This window comes from Pseudomonas sp. C11, from assembly GCF_034683865.1.
Classification (GTDB): Bacteria; Pseudomonadota; Gammaproteobacteria; order Pseudomonadales; family Pseudomonadaceae; genus Aquipseudomonas.
In genome coordinates this window covers 589,924-609,630 of sequence record NZ_JAWIIP010000002.1, presented here as the reverse complement: position 1 = coordinate 609,630, position 19,707 = coordinate 589,924, and the positions used below count along the sequence as shown (strand labels likewise).

Genomic DNA, 19,707 nt, shown 5'->3' with positions numbered 1-19,707 from the left:
GCCGAGGTTTTCAGACGCTCCTTTTGTGTCCATGAAAAATGGCCGCAGTATCCGTCAAAGGCGGGTGATGTTCAACACGTCGCCCGACAGGCTGACGTGTACCGAATCGCCCCAGAGCGGGTGGCGGCGCAGGTCTTCTGCAACCTTGTATTGACCGGCGATGGAGAGCATTTCGGCGCCCATCTGCTGGCAGAAAATACGCGCCGTGACATCGCCTTTGATACCGGCCAGGGCACGGCCGCGCATGGGCGCGTAAACATGGATGTTGCCGTCAGCGAGAAGTTCCGCCCCGGCGCTGACCGGGGCGAGCACGACCAGGTCGCCGCCCTGGGCATAGATCTGCTGACCGCCACGTACCGGTGTGGTGATCACGCGGGTTGGCTTGCGCTCCGGCTCCACCGGCTTCGGCGGTGCCTTTGGCGCCGGGTCGATGGGGCGTTCGCGCGCGCCGGAAGGTGGCAACACCGGCAGGTCGAGCGCCTCTGCCGCGGCGATGTCGCTTTCGCGCGCCGCACGTACGGCCAGGGTGCGCAAGCCGTGACGACGGCAGACGTCCATCAGCGCGTCCAGGTTCAGCTCGCCTTCGCCTTCCGGCAACTTGTCCAGCGCCAGCACCAGCGGCGTGTTGCTGAAGAAGGCCGGAGCCAGGGCGACTTTCTCGGCGAGCTGGGCGTCCAGGCGTTCGAGGTCGTTGTGCGCCAGTTCCATCACGGTGATGGCGAGCATGCTGCCCTTGAGCTGGAATACGGGGTCTTGGTCGAGGAGATCGGCTTGGCTCATGGTCGGGCGCGGGGCTTCTGCAGCGGTACGAAAGTTTGCGGGACTTATAGCGGTAACGACTGCGCACCGCAACTCGCAGCCCCTGTCCCGGGGATTGACCGCGACATGTCGCGCAGGTTCGCCATCTGCCGAGGCGTGGTCGGCAGCGAGGCGGGCAAACTGGGGTAGAATGCGCGGCCTTGCCTGTAACCGGATCTGCTTCATGGAACGCCCCCGTTTTCGCGCCTTCTTCCTTCACCCGCGCTTCTGGCCGCTGTGGCTGGGCCTGGGGCTGCTGTGGTTGCTGGTGCAGTTGCCCTATCGCTGGCTGTTGGCGCTGGGGCGGGCGCTGGGGTGGGTGATGTACCGCAGCGCCGGTGCGCGGCGACGTATCGCCCGGCGCAATCTGGAGCTGTGCTTCCCGCAGAAGAGCGAGGCTGAGCGTGAGCGGCTGTTGCGCGAGAACTTCGCCTCCACCGGCATCGCCTTCTTCGAAATGGCCATGAGCTGGTGGTGGCCGCGGGCGCGCCTGGCGCGCCTGGCGCATGTCGAGGGCCTGGAACATCTGCAGCAGGCACAGGCCGAGGGGCAGGGCGTGATCCTCATGGCGGTGCATTTCACCACGCTGGAGATCGGCGCGGCGCTGCTGGGCCAGTTGCACACCATCGACGGCATGTATCGCGAGCACAAGAATCCGTTGTTCGATTTCATCCAGCGTCGTGGCCGCGAGCGGCACAACCTGGATGCCACGGCCATCGAGCGCGAGGACATCCGCGCCATGCTCAAAGTGCTGCGCGCCGGCCGCGCGATCTGGTACGCACCGGATCAGGACTACGGGCGCAAGCAGAGCATCTTCGTGCCGCTGTTCGGCATCCAGGCGGCGACCGTCACCGCCACCACCAAGTTCGCACGTCTCGGTAAGGCGCGCGTGGTGCCCTTCACCCAGCGCCGGCTGGAGGATGGCAGCGGCTATCGGCTAGTGATCCATCCGCCGCTCGAAGGCTTCCCCGGCGAGAGCGAAGAGGCCGACTGCCTGCGCATCAACCAGTGGATCGAGCAGGCCGTGAGCGCCTGCCCCGAGCAGTACCTGTGGGCCCATCGTCGTTTCAAGACGCGTCCGGAGGGGGAGGCGAAGTTGTACGGAAAGCGTCGTTAGGGCTCTCTATACTGAAAACAAAAAACAGGATCGCCCGATGACCGTCATAGCCCAGCCGTATGCGCCCGTCACCGGTCTGATCCTGTCCGGCGGCGGTGCACGAGCCGCTTATCAGGTCGGTGTGCTGGCTGCCATCGCCGACCTGTTGCCTGATCCGAGCCACAATCCCTTTCCCGTCATCGTCGGCACTTCTGCTGGTGCCATCAATGCCGTCAGCCTGGCCTGCGGAGCCTTGCAGTTCGGTGAGGCGGTGCGCCGGCTGACCGCTGTCTGGCAGAACTTCCATACCCATCAGGTGTACCGCAGCGACTGGCCGGGCGTGCTGCACCAGGCTGCACGTTTTCTGGGGCACAGCCTACTGGGGCTGGGGCGCGAGACGCCTGTGGCGCTGCTCGACAGCCGGCCGCTACGCGGTTTGCTGGAGCGTGAGCTGGACTTCTCCGGGATTGCTGCCGCCGTGCGCCAGCGCAAGCTGCGCGCGGTGGCGGTCACGGCGTTCGGCTACGAGAGTGGCCAGGCGGTTACCTTCTATCAGGGGCGCGCCACCATCGACCCCTGGTTTCGTCATCGGCGGGTCGGTATCCCCACCCGTCTGGCGCTGGATCATCTGCTGGCCAGTGCATCGATTCCGCTGATCTTCCCGCCGATGAAGATCAACCGTGAGTATTTTGGCGACGGCGCAGTGCGCCAGTCCGCGCCGATCAGTCCGGCGCTGCATCTGGGCGCCAGCCGGGTGCTGGTGATCGGCGTCAGCGGCAATGCCAGTTCGCAAAGTACGACCGTGGAACTGCAGCCGCGACCCAGCAGCAAGCGACCGCCGACGCTGGCGCAGATTGGTGGGCATCTGCTCAACAGCACCTTCATCGACAGCCTGGAAAGCGATATCGAGTTGCTCAACCGGCTGAACCAGTTGAGTGGCATGCTGCCTGGCGAGCCACGTTCGCGCGGCCTGGGGCTGAAGCCGGTGGATGTGATGGTGGTAGCGCCGAGCCGACCGCTGGATCAGATTGCCGCGCGGCACCAGCGTGAGTTGCCGCGCGTGCTGCGCCTGTTCCTGCGCGGGCCGGGGGCGACCAAGGCCGGTGGTGCCGGTGTGCTCAGCTACCTGCTGTTCGAGTCGGGTTATTGCAACGAGCTGATAGAACTGGGCTACCAGGACGCCATGGCGCGCAAGAGCGAGTTGTGCGCCTTTCTGGGCCTGGCGGAGTTGGTGCAGCCAGCCTGAGCGCGTGCTCAGGCCAGTACGCCGTCGCGGAAGTCGCGCAGGGCCTGTTCGATCTCTTCCCGGCTGTTCATCACAAAGGGCCCGTACTGCACGATCGGCTCGTTCAGGGGCTTGCCGGCGATCAGTAGCACACCGGCGCCCTGGCTGCTGCTCAGGTGCAATGCGCCTTCGTCCGACAGGCGCACCAGGCGTCCCGCCTTGACCGGCTCCGGGCAAGCGTCCGGCAATTGCAGTTCACCCTGATAGATGTAGAGCATCACCCGATGCCCGTCAGGCAGTTTGGGGACGATGGCGCTGCCGGCCGGCAGGCGCAGGTCGAACAACTGCGGTTCGGTATGCGGGCGTTGCACGACGCCGGGCTGTTGCACGCTGCCGTCGTCGAACTGGCCGGCGATCACCACCGCCTCCACGCCCTGCGCCGTGGTCAGCCGAGGAATCTCGCTGGCCGGAATGTCGCGGTAACCGGCTTCGCCGAGCTTGTCCTTGGCGGGTAGGTTGAGCCACAGCTGAAAACCGCGCATGGCACCGGATTCCTGTTCGGGCATTTCGCTATGGATGATGCCGCGCGCCGCGGTCATCCACTGCACGCCGCCGCTGCCGAGCAGGCCGACGTTGCCCAGATGATCCTCGTGGCGCATGCGCCCTTCGAGCATGTAGGTCACGGTTTCGAAGCCGCGATGCGGGTGCGGCGGGAAGCCGGCGATGTAATCGTCCGGGTTGTCGGTGGCGAACTCATCGAGCATCAGGAACGGGTCGAAGCGCTCCAGGCCAGGGCCGCCGATCACACGATTGAGGCGTACGCCGGCGCCGTCCGAGGCGGGTTGGCCGGGTTGAATGCTGAGAACGCGGCGATGCTGGGTCATGACGGGCTCCTGTTCGGTGAGGAATGCCGCCATGCTATGCGCAATGAGTCGATTGATGGTTGGAAAATATTCCAGGGATTAATCGAATAATTCGATTCATCCCCGGTTGTGGGCTCAGTCCGCGATCTGCAGCTTGCGCGCCTCGTGATAGAAGTAGCGCAGCTTCTCGTACTCGAACGGCGAGTTGAACTGGCCATAGCGGAAGCTGGTATTGGCACGCTGGTCGACTGCGCGCAAGACCGTGATGCCAGGGTTGTCGCTGCTTGCCTCGGCGACGTCCAGGTAGTTGACCGCATTCTCCAGGCTGTAGTCGGCCACCAGGCCACCGGTGTCGCGCAGGTTGGAGGGGCCGAGCAGTGGCAGCATCAGGTAGGGGCCTGCCGGGACGCCGTAGTAACCGAGGGTCTGGCCGAAATCCTCACGGTACTTGGGCAGGCCCATAGCGGTGGCAGGATCCCAGAGGCCGCCAATGCCGAGGATGGTGTTGAACAGCAGGCGCGCGGTGTTGTTCATCGCCCGCTCGCCCTTGAGCTGCAGCAGGCTGTTGGCCAGGCTGGGAATCTCGCCCAGGTTGCTGAAGAAGTTGTGCACGCCGGTCTGCAGCAGATTCGGCGTCACGTACTGATAGCCCTCGACCACGGGCAGGAACACCCATTGATCGAAGCGGTAGTTGAAGTGGTAGACGCGGCGGTTCCACGGCTCCAGCGGATCATAGACCTGCAGGGCGTCGCTGGAAGCGCGTTCGAACTCCTGCTGGTCGAGCCCGGGGTTGAACTGGAGATTCTGCAACGGGTTGGTGAAGCCATCGGCATCGATCTGGCGTTCGGCCAGGGCCGGCCCGCTGGCCAGCAGCAGGGCGGCGATCAGGACTTTGTGCTTAGCCACGGAAGAACTCCAGCATGGCGTCGCTGTTGACGCGGTAGTTGAGGTTGCCGCAGTGACCGCCACGCGGGTACAGGGTCAAGCGGTCGCCGAAGGTGCGGCGCAGGAAGCCGATATCGCCCTTGCCGAGGATCAGGTCGTCGGCGTTGTGCATCACGGCGATCTTGTCGCTGCCCTTGAGGTAGTCCTCCAGGGCGTAGAGGCTGCTCTCGTTGATCAACTGGTTGACGCTGCCGCCGTCGTAGCGGGCGCGCCACATGGGTACCAGCTGTTCGGTCATGTAGCATTCGAAGTCGCAGCGTAGCGCCATTTCGAAGAAGGGCGTGAGGTTGGTGCTTTCGGTGATGCGATAGTCGCGCGGGGTGATCAGGCCGCGGCGGTTGAGCAGATCCGAGGTGAAGACGATGTCGCTCGAAGAGAAGCGGAAGGAGGTGCCGATGAGCATGGCCATTTGCTCGTCGGTCAGGTGTTCCTTGGAGCGCTGAAAGTCGTAGAGCATGGCTTCGTTGATGTCGAAGCCGCCCTTGTCGTTGAAGTAGCGGGTCAGCTTGCCCAGTACCAGGTCGTAGAAGTTGGTGCTGTTGTCGATACCCTGGACGCGGGTCTGTACCAGCTTGTCGAGGTTGCTGACCGAGGTATAGAGGTTGACCGGTGGGTTGAGCATCAGCACGCGCTTGAAGTTGAAGGCGCGGCGAGTCTCGTCCAGCTTGCTGACGAAGGCAGCATGCAGGGCGCCCAGGCTGTAGCCGGTGAGCATGAACTCGCTGACGTCCAGCTTCGGATGCTGCGCGCGAACCGCCTGCATGGCGCGATACAGGTCGTCGGCATCGTCCGGGCTGTAACCCGGGGTGGCGAAGCGTGATGCCGAGGCCATGAAGTCATAGCTGGTCGGCGAGGAGAGCTGTACCACGTGGAAGCCCGCACCGTAGAACAGCTTCTTCAGGTATTCGGTGGTGCCACTGCTGTAGCTGGCGCCGGTGCCGGCGATGATGAAGATCAGCGGCGCCCGGCCTTTCTGCTGAGCGAGGCGATACTGCATGCGTGTCACCGGCCAGAAGTTGTCGAGCAGCTCGAACTCGCGATCCGGACGCAGGAGTACCGAGTAGTCGCTCTGATCGATATCGCGGTCATCCGGCAGCTTCGGGCGCAGCTCCGGTGGCGTGGTCGCGATGGTGGCTTCGAACGGATTGGCTATCGGATAGCCATAGCTTTGTGCGTCGATATCGGCGGCCGCAGCGGACACACAGAAGACCAGGCCACCGAGCCAGGTGGCAAGTCGTGCAAGGCTGGACATAAATTTAAAGTCCCTTTGACAAGAGATCGTCTGGATTGAATCGCGTGAGTATGACAACGGCTAGCTAGGCAAAGTGCCATGCCTGGGTTTCGGAAGCGCGCGCAACCGCCGCGAGCGCACTCGGTGGCGGTGGAGTGTCGATGCTGAAGCCCATTCGCCAGGTGGCCATGGTCATGTTGGCGTGGTCAGGGTGCGCCTGGCGAGAGGCTGCAGGTCACTCGCTGCAGTTCAGCACAAGCGCTGGCGCGCCGCTACCGACTTCTTTGCGGTGGACGTTTGTCGGGTGGCTGCTCGGGGCGAATCGCTTCAGGCGTGGTGATGCAACCAGGCGTGTTTCGGCCGCTCGTCACGCGCTTGGCGATTTTTCTCGAAACGCTGCCAGATCTTCTCGTGGAAGTAGAAACCCACCGAGTTGCACAGCGGCTCCACCGCCGCGACCAGCCCGCTGACCGCGATGCTGCCCGTGAGCACGTAGGCGACGCCGAAGGCGATGCAGAAATGCATGAGGGTAAAGGTCAGGGTCTTGAGCATGGCGCACCTCGTTGAGAATCATTTGCCGATGGGTGAAGGCTAGTGCGTTCTGAGCAGAGGCGGAAATTCGGCCTTTACATGGGCTTGATAGTCTATTGGTATCGATAGTTTATTCTTGAAAATTTTCTTCTATGAATTTCGTTACCTGGCGGCTCTGGCGTAGGGTGGGCGCTCATCTACTTGAGAGTGCTTTTCCATGCAGATCAGTGATATTCCCTTCGGCGTAACCGACTGGGCGGCGATCGAGCCGACCGAACATCCGGGCGAAAGCGGAATCGCTTATTGGCGTACCTGCAACTTCGGCGCGTTACGGGTGCGCATGGTGGAGTATTCCCCTGGCTACCTGGCCGACCATTGGTGCCACAAGGGGCATGTCCTGCTCTGCCTGGAAGGGGAGCTGCATACCGAGCTCGAGGATGGCCGGGTATTCGTGCTCAAGCCGGGCATGAGCTATCAGGTGGCCGACGGTGCCGAGGCACATCGCTCGTCCACGGCCGTGGGCGCACGCCTGTTCGTGGTCGACTGATGCTCTGGCGACTGGCTGCCGATGCACTGGTGCTGGTGCATCTGGCGTTCATTCTGTTCGTCATGCTGGGCGGCTTGCTGGTCTGGCGTTGGCCGCGTCTGTGCTGGTTGCATCTGCCCGCCGTGGCCTGGGGCATCGTGGTCGAGGCGCTGCATCTGACGTGCCCGCTGACGCCCTGGGAAAACCAGCTGCGTCGCGCCGCCGGTGACGCTGGCTATACAGGCAGCTTCGTCGAGCACTACCTGTTGCCGGTGATCTATCCCGCCGGTTTGACGCCGCAGATTCAACTCGTGCTCGCGACCTTGGTGATGCTGGTCAATGCCTCGGTGTATGGCGTCCTGCTGTGGCGACGGTGCACGCACTCGCGCCGTTGATTTGCCTTGCCTATTCATGCAGGTGATGAAGGCATGGAGCCGGTATTTCCTTCGCTACACTGCCTGGCATTGCAACCGAACAGTCAAAGGCAGGCCTTTTATGCAAAACCGCATGATGATCACGGGCGCGGGTTCCGGGCTGGGGCGCGAAATCGCCCTGCGCTGGGCACGCGATGGTTGGAACCTGGCGCTGGCGGACGTCAATGAGGCCGGGCTGGCCGAAACCCTGGCGATGGTGCGTGAGGCCGGCGGCGATGGTTTCACCCAGCGCTGCGACGTGCGCGACTACAGCCAACTGACCGCCTTGGCCCAGGCCTGCGAGGAAAAGTTCGGCGGTATCGACGTGATCGTCAACAATGCCGGCGTGGCCTCTGGCGGCTTCTTCGCCGATCTGTCGCTGGAGGACTGGGATTGGCAGATCGCGATCAACCTGATGGGCGTGGTCAAGGGCTGCAAGGCATTCCTGCCGTTGCTGGAGAAGAGCAAGGGCAAGATCGTCAACATCGCTTCCATGGCGGCGCTGATGCAGGGCCCGGGGATGAGCAACTACAACGTGGCCAAGGCCGGTGTGGTGGCTCTGTCGGAAAGCCTGCTGATAGAGCTGCGCCAGCAGGAAGTCGGCGTGCATGTAGTGTGCCCTTCGTTCTTCCAGACCAATCTGCTCGATTCCTTCCGTGGCCCGACGCCGGCGATGAAGGCGCAGGTGGGCAAGCTGCTGGAGAGCTCGCCGATCAGCGCAGCCGATATCGCCGAGTACATTCATGCCGAGATGGCCAAGGGCAGCTTCCTTATCCTGCCGCATGAGATGGGGCGCATGGCCTGGGCGATGAAGCAGAAGAACCCGCAGTTGCTCTACGATGAGATGGCCAATATGGCCGAGAAAATGCGCAACAAGGCGCGCTCGATGAACTGACCACTAGGTCAGTTTCTGCTGCCGGTGGGCTTGCCCCACCGGAACGAGCGGGGTAGGGTGGCGCCCCCGGCCTGCCTGCCGTTCGATTGTGGAAACCTTGTGACTGCTTTTTCTCGGGGCCTGATGCTGCTGGCCCTGGTACTGGCGGCGTTCAACCTGCGCCCCGGTATCACCTCTCTTGCGCCGCTCATCGAGCGGATTGCCACCGAGCTCTCCCTCAGCCGTGGCTTCATCAGCCTGACCACCGCGCTGCCGGTGCTGTGCATGGGCCTGCTGGCGCCGCTCGCACCGCGTCTGGCGCAGCGCTGGGGCCTGGAACGTACCATCATGCTGTGCCTGGCGATGATCGGCCTGGCCTTGCTGACGCGCCTGGCGGCCCAGCAAAGCGTTCTCCTGATCGGCAGCGCCGTTCTGCTCGGCGCGGCCATTGCCGTGGCCGGCCCGCTGCTGTCGGGGTTCATCAAGCGCCATTTCGCCGGCCAGGTCGGGCGCGTGGTGGGCTGGTACTCCCTGGGCATGGCCTTGGGCGGCGCGGCAGGTGCGGTGTTCACCGCGCCACTGACCAGCCTGTTCGGCGATGCCTGGGATCTTGGCCTGGCCATCTGGGCCGTGCCGGCGCTGGCTGCGACGCTGCTGTGGATAGGGCTGCCCAACCAGACCGGCAGCGCCCAGGAAGGTGAGGCGGCAGGGTTGCCCTGGCGCGTGCCGCGCGCCTGGCTGTTGAGCAGCTTCTTCGCCATTCAGGCGGGGCTGTTCTACGCCATCGCCACCTGGATCGTGGCGCGTTATCACGAGGCCGGCCTGAGCATGCTGCATAGCAACTCGCTGCTGAGTATCATCATGCTCATGGGCCTGCCCAGTTCCTTCCTGCTGCCCTGGCTGGCGCAGCGTTTCGATGCTCGCTACACCCTGCTGATGCTGTGCGGGCTGACCACCTGCCTGTGCCTGGCGATGATCACCTTCCTGCCCGGTTTGCTGCCCGAGGTGTTCGCCTTCGCCATGGGCTTCTCGCTGGGTGGCTCCTTCGCCCTGTCGCTGGTGCTGCCGTTGTATGAGGCCGGCTCGCCGCTGGCGGTCAGCCGCTGGACGGCGATGATGCTCTTCACCGGTTATGGCCTGGGCTGCCTGACGCCGATTCTCACCGGGTTGGCGCGCGATCTGTCCGGCAGCTATCGCCTGCCATTCGCCGTACTGACCGGCCTGGCGCTGGTGATGGTGGCGCTGGCCTGGCGCCTCGGGCGTGGTCGACAGGCGCGTGGCTGATTATTCGCGCCAGTTCCTTTCGTGCCCTGGCAGGCTGTGTTAGAAGGCAGGCTGTTTTTTCTGGAGTGCCGGTGTGGAGTCCGAATCCATCGTCTATGGCTGCATCCGCGACTGGCCGTCGGATGATCCCGAGCAGCGCCGCCTGCGCCGCGAAACCAATCACGCCGTGCTGGCCGAATTGCCTTCGGGCGATCTCTGGCCCTTTCTCGGCCGCGAGATGTTCTCCTTCTGCGAGCTGCCCGGCGCCGGCCTGTACCAGACCCAGGTGATCCATTTCGGTGCCAGCTACGGCGCCGTGGAATACGAGTGGAACCTGTGGATCGAAGCCTTCGAAGCGCTGCTCAAGCGCCTGTACTGGGCCAGCGCGGTGGTGCACCTGGAAACCGAGCTCAACGGCCTGCACACCTTCCGCTGGGAATCCGACAACGGCTTTCACAGCCCGCAGGAGGGCGCCTTGCGGGTGCGCTGCGCCTGGGAGCGTGAAGGCAGTCTGCGTGGCTGACGATGCTCAATTACCTGCTGTTCCTGCTCGCCGCCTTGTTCGAGATCGGCGGTTGCTATGCCTTCTGGATGTGGCTGCGCCTCGACCGTAGCGCGCTGTGGATCCTCCCGGGCCTGCTCAGCCTGACGCTGTTCGCGCTGATCCTGACGCGCGTCGAGGCCTCTTTCGCCGGACGCGCCTATGCCGCCTACGGTGGCGTCTATATCGTCGCTTCGCTGGTTTGGCTGGCGCTGATCGAAAGGACGCGTCCGCTGCTCAGTGACTGGCTGGGCGCCGCGTTATGCCTGGCCGGCTCCGCGGTCATTCTGTTCGGCTCGCGCCTGCAGGCGCCGTGAGGCTTTGCTGCTTATAAGCATCGGAAGTAAAAAAGTTCCGCTGTAACCAAATCTTTATATATCAGCAACTGCGCTGAAATAACCCCTCGCCAAGATTCCCCCCAACACGAACGAGCCCATTGCTCGGGTGTTTTCAACACTTAAAGTCCAACAGGGGAATCCTCGATGATCCGTAAGCACTTCGCCGGTTTCGCAGCCAGCGCTCTGGCTCTGGCCGTCTCCGCCCAGGCTTTCGCCGGCACCGTCACCACCGACGGCGCTGACATCGTAGTCAAGACCAAAGGTGGTCTTGAAGTCGCTACCACTGACAAGGAATTCGGCTTCAAGATCGGCGGCCGTCTGCAGGCCGATTACAACCAGTTCGACGGCGTTTTCACCGATGATGGCAAGACTGCCAACGAGGCATTCTTCCGTCGCGCCATCCTGGAAATCTCCGGTACCGCCTACAAGGACTGGAAGTACGTATTCAACTACGACTTCAGCAATGGCAACACCTCGTCGGGCAACAGCTCCGACTGGGATGAAGCCTCCATCTCCTACACTGGGTTCGCCCCGGTGACCATCAAGGTCGGTCGCTTCGACCCCGACTTCGGCCTGGAAAAAGCCACCAGCTCCAAGTGGATCACGGCCATGGAGCGCTCCGGCATCTATGAGATCGCCTCCTGGGTCAACGACAAGCAGGACGGCATGGGCGTGCAGGTCAGCGGCGTTGCAGGCAACATGTTCTATGGCTCGGCCGGCTACTTCAACAAGGATGGCGCCGAGTACGAAAACGAGCACGGCAAGGATCAACCGACCTACAACCTGCGTGCGGTGATCGCACCGATGGCCGAGGCCGGCAATGTCCTGCACTTCGGTATCAACTATGCCAACCGTGACGTGGAAGATTTCAACGGTTCCGTGACCTCCCGCATGGGCGTACGTGGCACCACCGAAGACACCACCAACGGCAACCGTCCGACCTTCGCCCCGGGTGTGACCGGGCAGTTCGACGGTGACAGCGCCTGGGGTCTGGAAGCGGCCTACGCTGTCGGCCCGTTCTCGGTTCAGAGCGAATACCTCAAGCGCGATATCGATGCCAAGTCGAACTCTACGCGTAATGATCGCGAAGCGACTGGCTACAACGTGCAACTGGCCTACACCCTGACCGGTGAGGCGCGTGGCTACAAACTCGACGGCGGCAAGTTCGACAGCATCAAGCCGAACGACAAGCAAATGGGCGCCTGGGAAGTCTTCTACCGCTACGACAACATCAAGGTCGAAGAAAGCGGTTTCGACGACACCAAGGGCAAGGCACACACCGTTGGTGTGAACTGGTACGCCAACGAAGCGGTCAAGGTTTCCGCCAACTACATCAAGGGCAAGACCGACAACGTGACCAACGACGTGGGTGATGACGACGGTGACTCCCTGGCCCTGCGCCTGCAGTACGTATTCTGATTCATCGCTGTAAGTGCTCCAGTGTTTGAGCCCTGCCTCTGGCGGGGCTTTTTTATGCGCACGCGGAGCCTCTGCGTTGGCAATGGTTGATTGCTGATACCTGCGCCTGTCATCGTAGCTGTCCGCCGATGACCAAACCTGCGCCGCCCGGGTGAACGCTCGCCATGCCCCTGAAAACTCTGAATTCACTCCGCGATCTTTCTGCCGACACCTGGGACGCCCTGGTGCCGGAGACGCAACCTTTCCTGCGCCACGCTTTTCTGTCGGCGTTGGAGGACAGTGGCAGCGTAGGCGGTCGCAGTGGCTGGCAGCCCTCGCATCGGCTGTGGCTGGACGAGCGTGGTGAGCTCCAGGCGGCGCTACCGGCCTATCTCAAGCAGCATTCCTATGGTGAGTACGTCTTCGATCACGCCTGGGCCGATGCCTGCCGCCGTGCGGGGATCGACTATTACCCCAAGCTGCTGGGTGCCGTGCCATTCTCCCCGGTCAGCGGGCCGCGCCTGCTCGGCTCGCAACAGGGCGCGGCGCAGTTGCTCGCCGCCCTGACCGACGGCCTGGAAACAGAGGGGCTATCGAGCCTGCATGTCAATTTCACTCAGGAATCCTGTGATCAGGTGCTGCAGCAATGTGACGGCTGGTTGCAACGCCTGGGCTGCCAGTTCCATTGGCACAACCGAGGCTATCGCGACTTTCAGGACTTTCTCGACACGCTCGCCTCGCGCAAGCGCAAGCAGATGCGCAAGGAGCGCGAGCAGGTGGCGGGGCAGGGTATCGACTTCGACTGGCGTCATGGCGCCGAGTTGAGCGAGGCAGACTGGGACTTCGTCTACCACTGCTATGCCAACACCTACCATGTTCGCGGCCAGGCACCTTACTTGACGCGTGCGTTCTTCAGCCTGCTGGCCGAGCGCATGCCGCAGGCGATTCGTGTGGTGCTGGCACGTCAACACGGTCGGCCGGTCGCCATGGCATTCAGTCTGGTGGGGGGTGATACCCTCTATGGCCGCTACTGGGGCTGCCTGGCCGAGTTCGACCGACTGCACTTCGAAACCTGCTTCTATCAGGGCATGACGCTGGTCATCGAGATGGGCTTTCGACGTTTCGATGCCGGTGCCCAGGGTGAGCACAAGCTGATCCGCGGTTTCGAGCCGGTGATCACGCACTCCTGGCACTACCTCTGTCACCCGGGACTGCGCGCTGCCGTCGCCGATTTTCTCGAGCAGGAGCGCCCTGGCGTAAGGGCCTATGCGGAACAGGCCCGTGGTTATCTGCCGTATCGGCAGGTATGATCCCGCGCCTTCGGGCAGTGTCTGACGCGGCGCTTTCGTCCTGGAGAGGGGTTCTGCACTGACGGCTTCACCACGGGTTTGCTGTTCTCGCGCTTGGGGACACACCCTGATGACCGTTTGCCGGAAGTTCCCAGGCATGGAGTTTCCTGCAAAAACTCCAGAGTTTTTTGCAAGAAGCGCGCGCGCTGCTGCCTCTACATTCCGCCTTTCACTTTCATGCGGGCCGTTTTTCGGGCGTCTGAATTGGTCAGCACGGCGATGCTGGGCTAGACCGAATAAGGGCGTTGGCAGCCGAAACCGAGCGCTTGACCTGGCCTCAGGCGTATCGTGCAGGCCGGTTGGCAGACCGGGGAGCGTACGGTTCGCGCAGTACGTGGGTCTGCCGGAGCAAGGCATCGGCACGATGCACGAGCCTGGATGGAAGTGACTGGTGCCCGACGCTTGCCTGGTGCGAGTGAGCTTTGCCAATCAGGGCATGGGGCGGTCCCGATGCCCGATAACAACAAACGAGAGGGGAGCCCCCCAATGACAGCTAGTACTCCAATGCTCGTCACCTTCGTGGTGTACATTGCAGCCATGGTGCTGATCGGCCTGATTGCCTATCTGCGCACCAAGAACCTTTCCGACTATATCCTCGGCGGTCGCAGTCTCGGCAGTTTCGTCACCGCGTTGTCCGCGGGCGCTTCCGATATGAGTGGCTGGCTGCTGATGGGCCTGCCGGGCGCCATCTTCGTCGCCGGTATTTCCGAAAGCTGGATCGCCATCGGTCTGGTCATCGGCGCTTATCTCAACTGGCTGTTCGTCGCCGGTCGTCTGCGCGTGCAGACCGAGCACAACGGCAATGCCCTGACCCTGCCGGACTACTTCACCAACCGCTTCGAGGACAACAGTCGCATCCTGCGCATCTTCTCGGCCCTGGTGATCCTGGTGTTCTTCACCATCTACTGCGCCTCGGGTGTGGTGGCTGGTGCTCGCCTGTTCGAGAGCACCTTCGGCATGAGCTATGAAACCGCACTGTGGGCTGGCGCTGCTGCCACCATCGCCTACACCTTCATCGGTGGCTTCCTGGCGGTGAGCTGGACCGACACCGTGCAGGCCACGCTGATGATCTTCGCGCTGATCCTGACCCCCATCGTGGTGATGATCGCCACCGGCGGCTTCGATCCGGCCATGGTCGCTATCGAGGCGGTCGACGCGACCAACTTCGACATGCTCAAGGGCGCGACCTTCGTTGGCGTGATCTCGCTGATGGCCTGGGGTCTGGGTTATTTCGGTCAGCCGCACATCCTGGCGCGCTTCATGGCCGCTGATTCGGTGAAGTCGATCCCGGCTGCCCGCCGCATCTCCATGACCTGGATGATCCTGACCCTGGCCGGTGCTGTTGCCGTGGGCTTCTTCGGCATCGCCTACTTCTCGGCGCATCCGGATGTAGCCGGCCCGGTCGGCGAGAACCCGGAGCGCGTGTTCATCGAACTGGCCAAGCTGCTGTTCAACCCCTGGATCGCCGGTATCCTCCTGTCCGCCATCCTGGCGGCGGTGATGAGCACCCTGAGCTGCCAACTGCTGGTGTGCTCCAGTGCCCTGACCGAGGACTTCTACAAGGCCTTCCTGCGCAAGGGTGCTTCGCAGACCGAGCTGGTTTGGGTCGGTCGTGGCATGGTGCTGCTGGTCGCACTGATCGCCATTGCCCTGGCGGCCAACCCGGATAATCGCGTGCTGGGTCTGGTGTCCTATGCCTGGGCCGGTTTCGGCGCGGCGTTCGGTCCGGTGGTGATTCTCTCGCTGCTGTGGAAGGGCATGACCCGTAACGGCGCACTGGCCGGTATGCTGGTCGGTGCGGCCACCGTGATCGTGTGGAAGAACTGGATCGGTCTGGGCCTGTACGAGATCATTCCGGGCTTCATCCTCGCCACGCTGGCCATCGTGATCTTCAGCCGTATCGGCCAGGCTCCGAGCCAGTCGATGCTCAGCCGCTTCGATCAGGCCGAGAAAGAGTACAAGTCGGTATAATCCTGCCGGCTGAACAGAAGGCGATGATTGCTTGCAGTCATCGCCTTTTTTATTGCACGTCGCCAACAGGATGCACCCATGCACAGCAATGACCCTCTGCACGGCCTCAGCCTGCAGGCCATTCTCACCGCCCTGGTCGAGCGTATCGGCTGGGAAGACTTGGCCCGACACGTGGACGTACGCTGCTTCAAGCACGAGCCCAGCCTCAAGTCGAGCCTGACCTTCCTGCGCAAGACGCCCTGGGCGCGATCCAAGGTCGAGGCGCTGTATCTGCAGACCTTCCCGCGCCCCTAGTTGAGCATCATGCCCAGCGCCTGCAAGGCCTGGCGGTATTGGTTGCCGGCCATGCGCAGCCCGTTGTTGTGATTGGCTCCGTCGATCAGCAGCAAGCGTTTCGGCTCGTTGGCCGCGGCGTAAAGGGCTTCGCTGAAGCGCGCCGGCACGTAATGGTCGTCACGGCCATGGGCGAGCAGCACGGGGATGCCGACAGTGCCGATCTTGGCCAGTGAGTCGAACTCCTGCGACAGCAGCCAGTGCAGCGGCCAGGCGGTATCCGTCACAGCCTGGGCGACCTCGGCCAGGTTGGTGAAGCTGGATTCGACGATCAGGCCGCCGGCCTGTGGCGAGTCGTGCGTTTCGGCCAACTCGTGAGCCAGGTTGACCGCCACCGCGCCCCCCAGTGAGTGACCGTAGATATAGCGTTTGCCTGCATCGGGCTGAACACGCACGAGGTGTTCCCAGGCGATCTGCGCGTCCTGGTAGACGCTGCGCTCCGAGGGCAGTTGTCCCAGGCTCTGGCCGAAGCCTCGGTAGTCGATGGCCAGTACGGCGAAACCCATGGCATGCAGTTGCTCGATGCGAAACAGCTGGCCAGTGAGGTTCCAGCGCGAGCCGTGCAGGTACAGCAGTGTCGGAGCATTCTTGCGCGAGGCGGGCCACCACCAGGCATGCAGGCTTTCGCCAGGGGCGAGTGCGGCCGATTGCAACTGGATTTCCTCCAGCCCGGAAGGGATGCCACTGAACCAGCGCGCCGTGCCGGATTCGATGCGAAACACCAGCTTGCGCTCGGTTTCCTCCAGCTTGGCGCAGCCGATAGGCAAGGCGATGGCCAGGCACAGCAGGGCCAGCAGGCTGAGGCCTCGGCGACGCAGCAAGGCACGCCAGGATGTGGGCATGGTGACTCCGCAATTGAGATCAAGGGCAGGTGCAGGCGTAGACCGACCCTGCCAGGGGCCGGTTCGCCTGACCAGTGCTCGAAGGATTACCGGGTATTACCGCGCGCTCAGTTGCGGCGTCTGGCAGTGCGTGGCAGTGCCCGGTTGCAGATAGGGGGCGAGCAACGGCGCCATGCCCTTGAGCACCTGTACCGGCAAGGCCGAGGTGAAGGTGAAGCGCTCGGCATCGCGCCCTGGCACGAAGGCTGTCAGGGTGCCGTAGTGATTCGGCCCGAGATAGAAGACGAAGGTCGCGGTGCGGTTCATGGCGCGTGAGCTGAGTATGCGGCCACCTGGGCCGACGCTTTCGATACGGTTGTCGCCGGTACCGGTCTTGCCGCCCAGCGTCAGGGGTTGACCATCCGGCAACTGGAAGCTGCCCTGTAGACGCCGCGCCGTGCCGCCTTCGACGACCTGTGAGAGCGCGCCGCGCAGGGCGGCCGCGACTTCCGGTGCCATGACCTGGCGCGTTTGCGCGCCGTCGTTCTGCAGGTGCGTTTCGTAAGGGGTATCCACGGCGAAGTCCAGTGCGTCGACGCGCAGTACGGGCTGGCGAATACCGTCGTTGAGGATGATGCCCATCAACTCGGCCAATGCGGCCGGACGGTCTCCCGAGCTGCCCAGCGCGGTGGCCAGGGATGGCACCAGGTGGCCGAAGGGGTAGCCGAGTTTCTTCCAGCGTCGATGGATGTCGGAAAAGGCTTCTACCTCCAGCATGATGCGGATGCGGCTGTCACGAGCGCTCTTGTGGCGACTGCGCAGCAGCCAGCCGTATACCTCCTGGCGCTCGTCGAAGCTGGCGGCCACCGCATCATCGAACACCGCCTGCGGATTGGCCGCCAGATAGCCCAGCAGCCACAGCTCCAGCGGATGCACGCGGGCGATATAGCCTTGATCCGGCAGGCTGTAGGCGCCAGGCCCGTAGGCCGTGTAAAGCTGGGCGAGGCGTGCCGGCGTGAGCTGTTCCTGTGGCAGCTGTGCGTGCAGGAAGGCCGCGAAGGTGGCCTGGTCGGCCTGTGGTTGCAGGTAGCGATGCACGGCCGCCAGGCGTACCGGTGTCTGCCGCAGACCACTGAGGAAGGTGTCCAGACGCTGTTGCGGCGCCTGCCCCTGATACTTGCGCCAGAAGCGCAGGAGGAAGGTGCGTCCCTCGCGGTCGGCGAAGCGTTGCAGGTACTGCAAGCGGCGCGGATCGTTGTCGTCACCTAGCAGCTCGGCGCTGTTCTGGTAGGTGCTGTAGCGCACCAGGTCACGCATCAGGCGCACGAAGGGCAGGTTGATCGACTCACGCAGTGCTTCACGCAGAGTCGGGTTGCGCCCGTTGTCCTCGCGGCGGAAGTTGCCGAAGGTGTGTACGCCGCCGCCGGTAAAGAAGCGCTCCTGCGGATTGGCCGAGTAGCGCCGCTCCAGTGCGGCGTCGAGGACTGTCGCGAGCGTTGCGTCCGGGTGGCTGCGCAGGTAGTCGACGGTCCAGCGGCTCAGGTGATCCTGTTCGGCGATGTCCAGCGCTTTCAGCTCGGTGCTGGTGTTGCCGGCATGGCGTTGATACAGCTCGGCGATGATTTCCAGATAGGTAGCCAGCACACGCAGCTTGGCGGTGGAGCCCAGTTCCAGCTTGCTGCCTTCGTTGATGTCGAATGGCTGGTCGGTGCTGTCGGTCTGCACGCGAACCCGGCTGCCGCTGCTGGTGCGCTCGAAGAGGGTGAAGCTGTAGCGCACCTCGGCGGTCTTCTCTGGTGACAGCAGGCGCTCTCCAAACAGACCGACCTCGCCAGCGAAGGCGGGGTCGGCCAGACGCTGCAAATAGGCGCTGACCGCTTGCTGCAGATCCCGTTGCAGCGTGCTGTGGGCGGTCAGGTCAATACGGTCGAGGTCGTACAGCGGCAGGCCGAGCAGGGCGGACAGGCGCGAGCGCACCACGCTGATGCCCTTGTCGCTCTCCACACTGCGCAATGCGGGTTCGAGTTCCCAGTCGCGATACTGCATCGGTTGGCTCAAGGCTGCGTCACGCAGGGCAGGATCGATCACACCTGCGCCTGCAAGCAGGCGCAGGTGGCTGTCGGTCAGTGCTTGCAGATCCTTGCGTCCTTGGGCCAGGTAATAGGTGGGGCGACGCTGGGCGATCATCAGTGACAACACCTGGCGCAAGGCCAGGCCACGTTCGGCCAGGCTGGCCTGAGGTGTACGTGATGGATCGAGCAGTGCGTTGACTCGGTCGAAGTCGGCGCCGTACCAGATGCGCAGCCCATCGGCCACACCGTGCACTTCACCGTGACCAGGAGCTGCTGACAGCGGCACGCTGTTGAGGTAGTCGCGCACGATGCGCTGACGTGCGGCCATCGTCTGCGGCCCTTGCTGATAAGCGCGGACGCTGGCTGACACCATCTGCCGCAGTTTTTCCCCGGCAGAGAACGTCAGCCCATCGGGGGAGTGCCGGTATTTCTCCAGTTGGGTGGCCAGGGTGCTACCGCCGGCAGACTGTCCGTCGAGGTCGAGCACCTTGCCCATCTGTGACAGCGCCGCCATGGCGAAGCGCGGCCAATCCACTGCCGGGTTGGCCTGAGGCTGATCCCTGGCCAGCAGATGGCGATTCTCGATAAACAGCAAGCTGCTGACTATCAGCGGCGGGATCTCGGCGAAATCGGCGTAGCCCTGACGTGGGTAATGAAAGTCATAGAAGGGCAGGCCGCGGCAATCGGTCAGGGTCAGGCCGGCGCTGCTCTTTTCCCTATAAGGCGGGTAGAAGCCCTGCTGGCTGTAGTGCATCAGCGCCGGCGAGAAACGCACCTGTTGGCTGATATGGAAGTCGCGTTGTTGCAGGCGTTCGAGCATCAGAGGCAGGTAGGCGTAACCCTGGCGCTGGTCGAACGGGCCGTCACTGGGGTAGTGAATGGCGTTACTCGCGCCAGGCTGCAGGTCATAGGTCAGTGTCGCGGCGTAGCGACTGAGTTCGCGAGCCTGAAAGTGGGCACTGCGCAGCTCGAATAACAGCATCACGGCAGCAGCCAGCAGAACGCTCACCAGCAGCAGGTAGATCAGGTATTTCCAGCGCCGTTTCGAGGCCGGTCTGGCGCCGTCATGCTGTTCAGGGTCGAAATGCTGCGTTGTGCTCATGGTTCGCCCCCCTGACT

Annotated in this window: 19 protein-coding genes; 12 read left to right on the top strand and 7 right to left on the bottom strand. The window is 63.3% G+C overall.

The features are described from left to right. Positions 1–54: 54 nt before the first annotated feature. Positions 55–780 (bottom strand): septum site-determining protein MinC, encoded by a 726-nt coding sequence (gene minC / locus VC352_RS05805; protein ID WP_322978628.1) that lies wholly within the window; start codon positions 778–780, stop codon positions 55–57. 202 nt (positions 781–982) lie between these two features. Between minC and VC352_RS05800 the strand changes: the two genes are divergently transcribed. Continuing rightward, the gene (locus tag VC352_RS05800) at positions 983–1,915 is read left to right on the top strand and encodes a lipid A biosynthesis lauroyl acyltransferase (RefSeq protein WP_322978627.1); all 933 of its coding nucleotides are present in this window, start codon (positions 983–985) and stop codon (positions 1,913–1,915) included. Positions 1,916–1,952: 37 nt separating this feature from the next. After that, the gene (locus VC352_RS05795) at positions 1,953–3,140 is read left to right on the top strand and encodes a patatin-like phospholipase family protein (RefSeq protein ID WP_322978626.1); all 1,188 of its coding nucleotides are present in this window, start codon (positions 1,953–1,955) and stop codon (positions 3,138–3,140) included. 8 nt (positions 3,141–3,148) lie between these two features. Here the strand turns inward: VC352_RS05795 and VC352_RS05790 are convergent, their stop codons facing one another. The 4 genes from VC352_RS05790 to VC352_RS05775 all read right to left on the bottom strand — a co-directional run bounded on the left by VC352_RS05790 (position 3,149) and on the right by VC352_RS05775 (position 6,710). Then, complete coding sequence (locus VC352_RS05790) at positions 3,149–4,003, bottom strand: pirin family protein (RefSeq protein WP_322978625.1); 855 nt, start codon at positions 4,001–4,003, stop codon at positions 3,149–3,151. A 114-nt stretch (positions 4,004–4,117) separates the two neighbouring features. Further along, the gene (locus tag VC352_RS05785; RefSeq protein WP_416340092.1) at positions 4,118–4,888 is read right to left on the bottom strand and encodes a VacJ family lipoprotein; all 771 of its coding nucleotides are present in this window, start codon (positions 4,886–4,888) and stop codon (positions 4,118–4,120) included. Continuing rightward, complete coding sequence (locus VC352_RS05780) at positions 4,881–6,179, bottom strand: serine/threonine protein kinase (RefSeq protein ID WP_322978624.1); 1,299 nt, start codon at positions 6,177–6,179, stop codon at positions 4,881–4,883. The genes VC352_RS05785 and VC352_RS05780 overlap by 8 nt, the downstream gene beginning before the upstream one ends. A gap of 306 nt (positions 6,180–6,485) precedes the next feature. Further along, positions 6,486–6,710 carry a DUF2061 domain-containing protein gene (locus VC352_RS05775; protein ID WP_322978623.1) on the bottom strand — a complete coding sequence of 75 codons (225 nt, stop codon included), beginning with the start codon at positions 6,708–6,710 and terminating at the stop codon, positions 6,486–6,488. 196 nt (positions 6,711–6,906) lie between these two features. Here VC352_RS05775 and VC352_RS05770 point away from each other — a divergent pair, with 196 nt between their 5' ends. The 10 genes from VC352_RS05770 to VC352_RS05725 all read left to right on the top strand — a co-directional run bounded on the left by VC352_RS05770 (position 6,907) and on the right by VC352_RS05725 (position 15,656). After that, the gene (locus VC352_RS05770; RefSeq protein WP_322978622.1) at positions 6,907–7,236 is read left to right on the top strand and encodes a DHCW motif cupin fold protein; all 330 of its coding nucleotides are present in this window, start codon (positions 6,907–6,909) and stop codon (positions 7,234–7,236) included. Next, on the top strand, positions 7,236–7,610 hold the full coding sequence (locus tag VC352_RS05765; protein ID WP_322978621.1) for a DUF2784 domain-containing protein: 375 nt from the start codon (positions 7,236–7,238) through the stop codon (positions 7,608–7,610). The genes VC352_RS05770 and VC352_RS05765 overlap by 1 nt, the downstream gene beginning before the upstream one ends. 100 nt (positions 7,611–7,710) lie before the next feature. Further along, positions 7,711–8,523, top strand: a complete 813-nt coding sequence (locus VC352_RS05760; RefSeq protein WP_322978620.1) for an SDR family oxidoreductase — start codon at positions 7,711–7,713, stop codon at positions 8,521–8,523. Positions 8,524–8,646: 123 nt separating this feature from the next. Then, positions 8,647–9,786, top strand: coding sequence for a CynX/NimT family MFS transporter (locus VC352_RS05755; RefSeq protein WP_322978697.1), 1,140 nt, complete (start codon positions 8,647–8,649; stop codon positions 9,784–9,786). Positions 9,787–9,859: 73 nt separating this feature from the next. Further along, entirely contained in the window at positions 9,860–10,288 is a 429-nt protein-coding gene (locus VC352_RS05750) for a hypothetical protein (protein WP_322978619.1), read from the top strand. Between the two features lie 2 nt (positions 10,289–10,290). Next, entirely contained in the window at positions 10,291–10,623 is a 333-nt protein-coding gene (locus VC352_RS05745) for a YnfA family protein (RefSeq protein ID WP_322978618.1), read from the top strand. 165 nt (positions 10,624–10,788) lie between these two features. Further along, entirely contained in the window at positions 10,789–12,063 is a 1,275-nt protein-coding gene (locus tag VC352_RS05740) for an OprO/OprP family phosphate-selective porin (RefSeq protein WP_322978617.1), read from the top strand. A gap of 164 nt (positions 12,064–12,227) precedes the next feature. After that, complete coding sequence (locus tag VC352_RS05735; protein ID WP_322978616.1) at positions 12,228–13,352, top strand: GNAT family N-acetyltransferase; 1,125 nt, start codon at positions 12,228–12,230, stop codon at positions 13,350–13,352. 525 nt (positions 13,353–13,877) lie between these two features. Further along, positions 13,878–15,362, top strand: coding sequence for a sodium/proline symporter PutP (gene putP, locus VC352_RS05730; protein WP_322978615.1), 1,485 nt, complete (start codon positions 13,878–13,880; stop codon positions 15,360–15,362). Between the two features lie 78 nt (positions 15,363–15,440). Then, on the top strand, positions 15,441–15,656 hold the full coding sequence (locus VC352_RS05725) for a VF530 family protein (RefSeq protein ID WP_322978614.1): 216 nt from the start codon (positions 15,441–15,443) through the stop codon (positions 15,654–15,656). Here the strand turns inward: VC352_RS05725 and VC352_RS05720 are convergent. Beyond that, a complete protein-coding gene (locus VC352_RS05720; RefSeq protein ID WP_322978613.1) occupies positions 15,653–16,537 on the bottom strand; it encodes an alpha/beta hydrolase in 885 nt (294 codons plus the stop codon). The genes VC352_RS05725 and VC352_RS05720 overlap by 4 nt on opposite strands. A gap of 96 nt (positions 16,538–16,633) precedes the next feature. After that, complete coding sequence (locus VC352_RS05715; protein WP_322978612.1) at positions 16,634–19,690, bottom strand: transglycosylase domain-containing protein; 3,057 nt, start codon at positions 19,688–19,690, stop codon at positions 16,634–16,636. Positions 19,691–19,707: the final 17 nt, after the last annotated feature.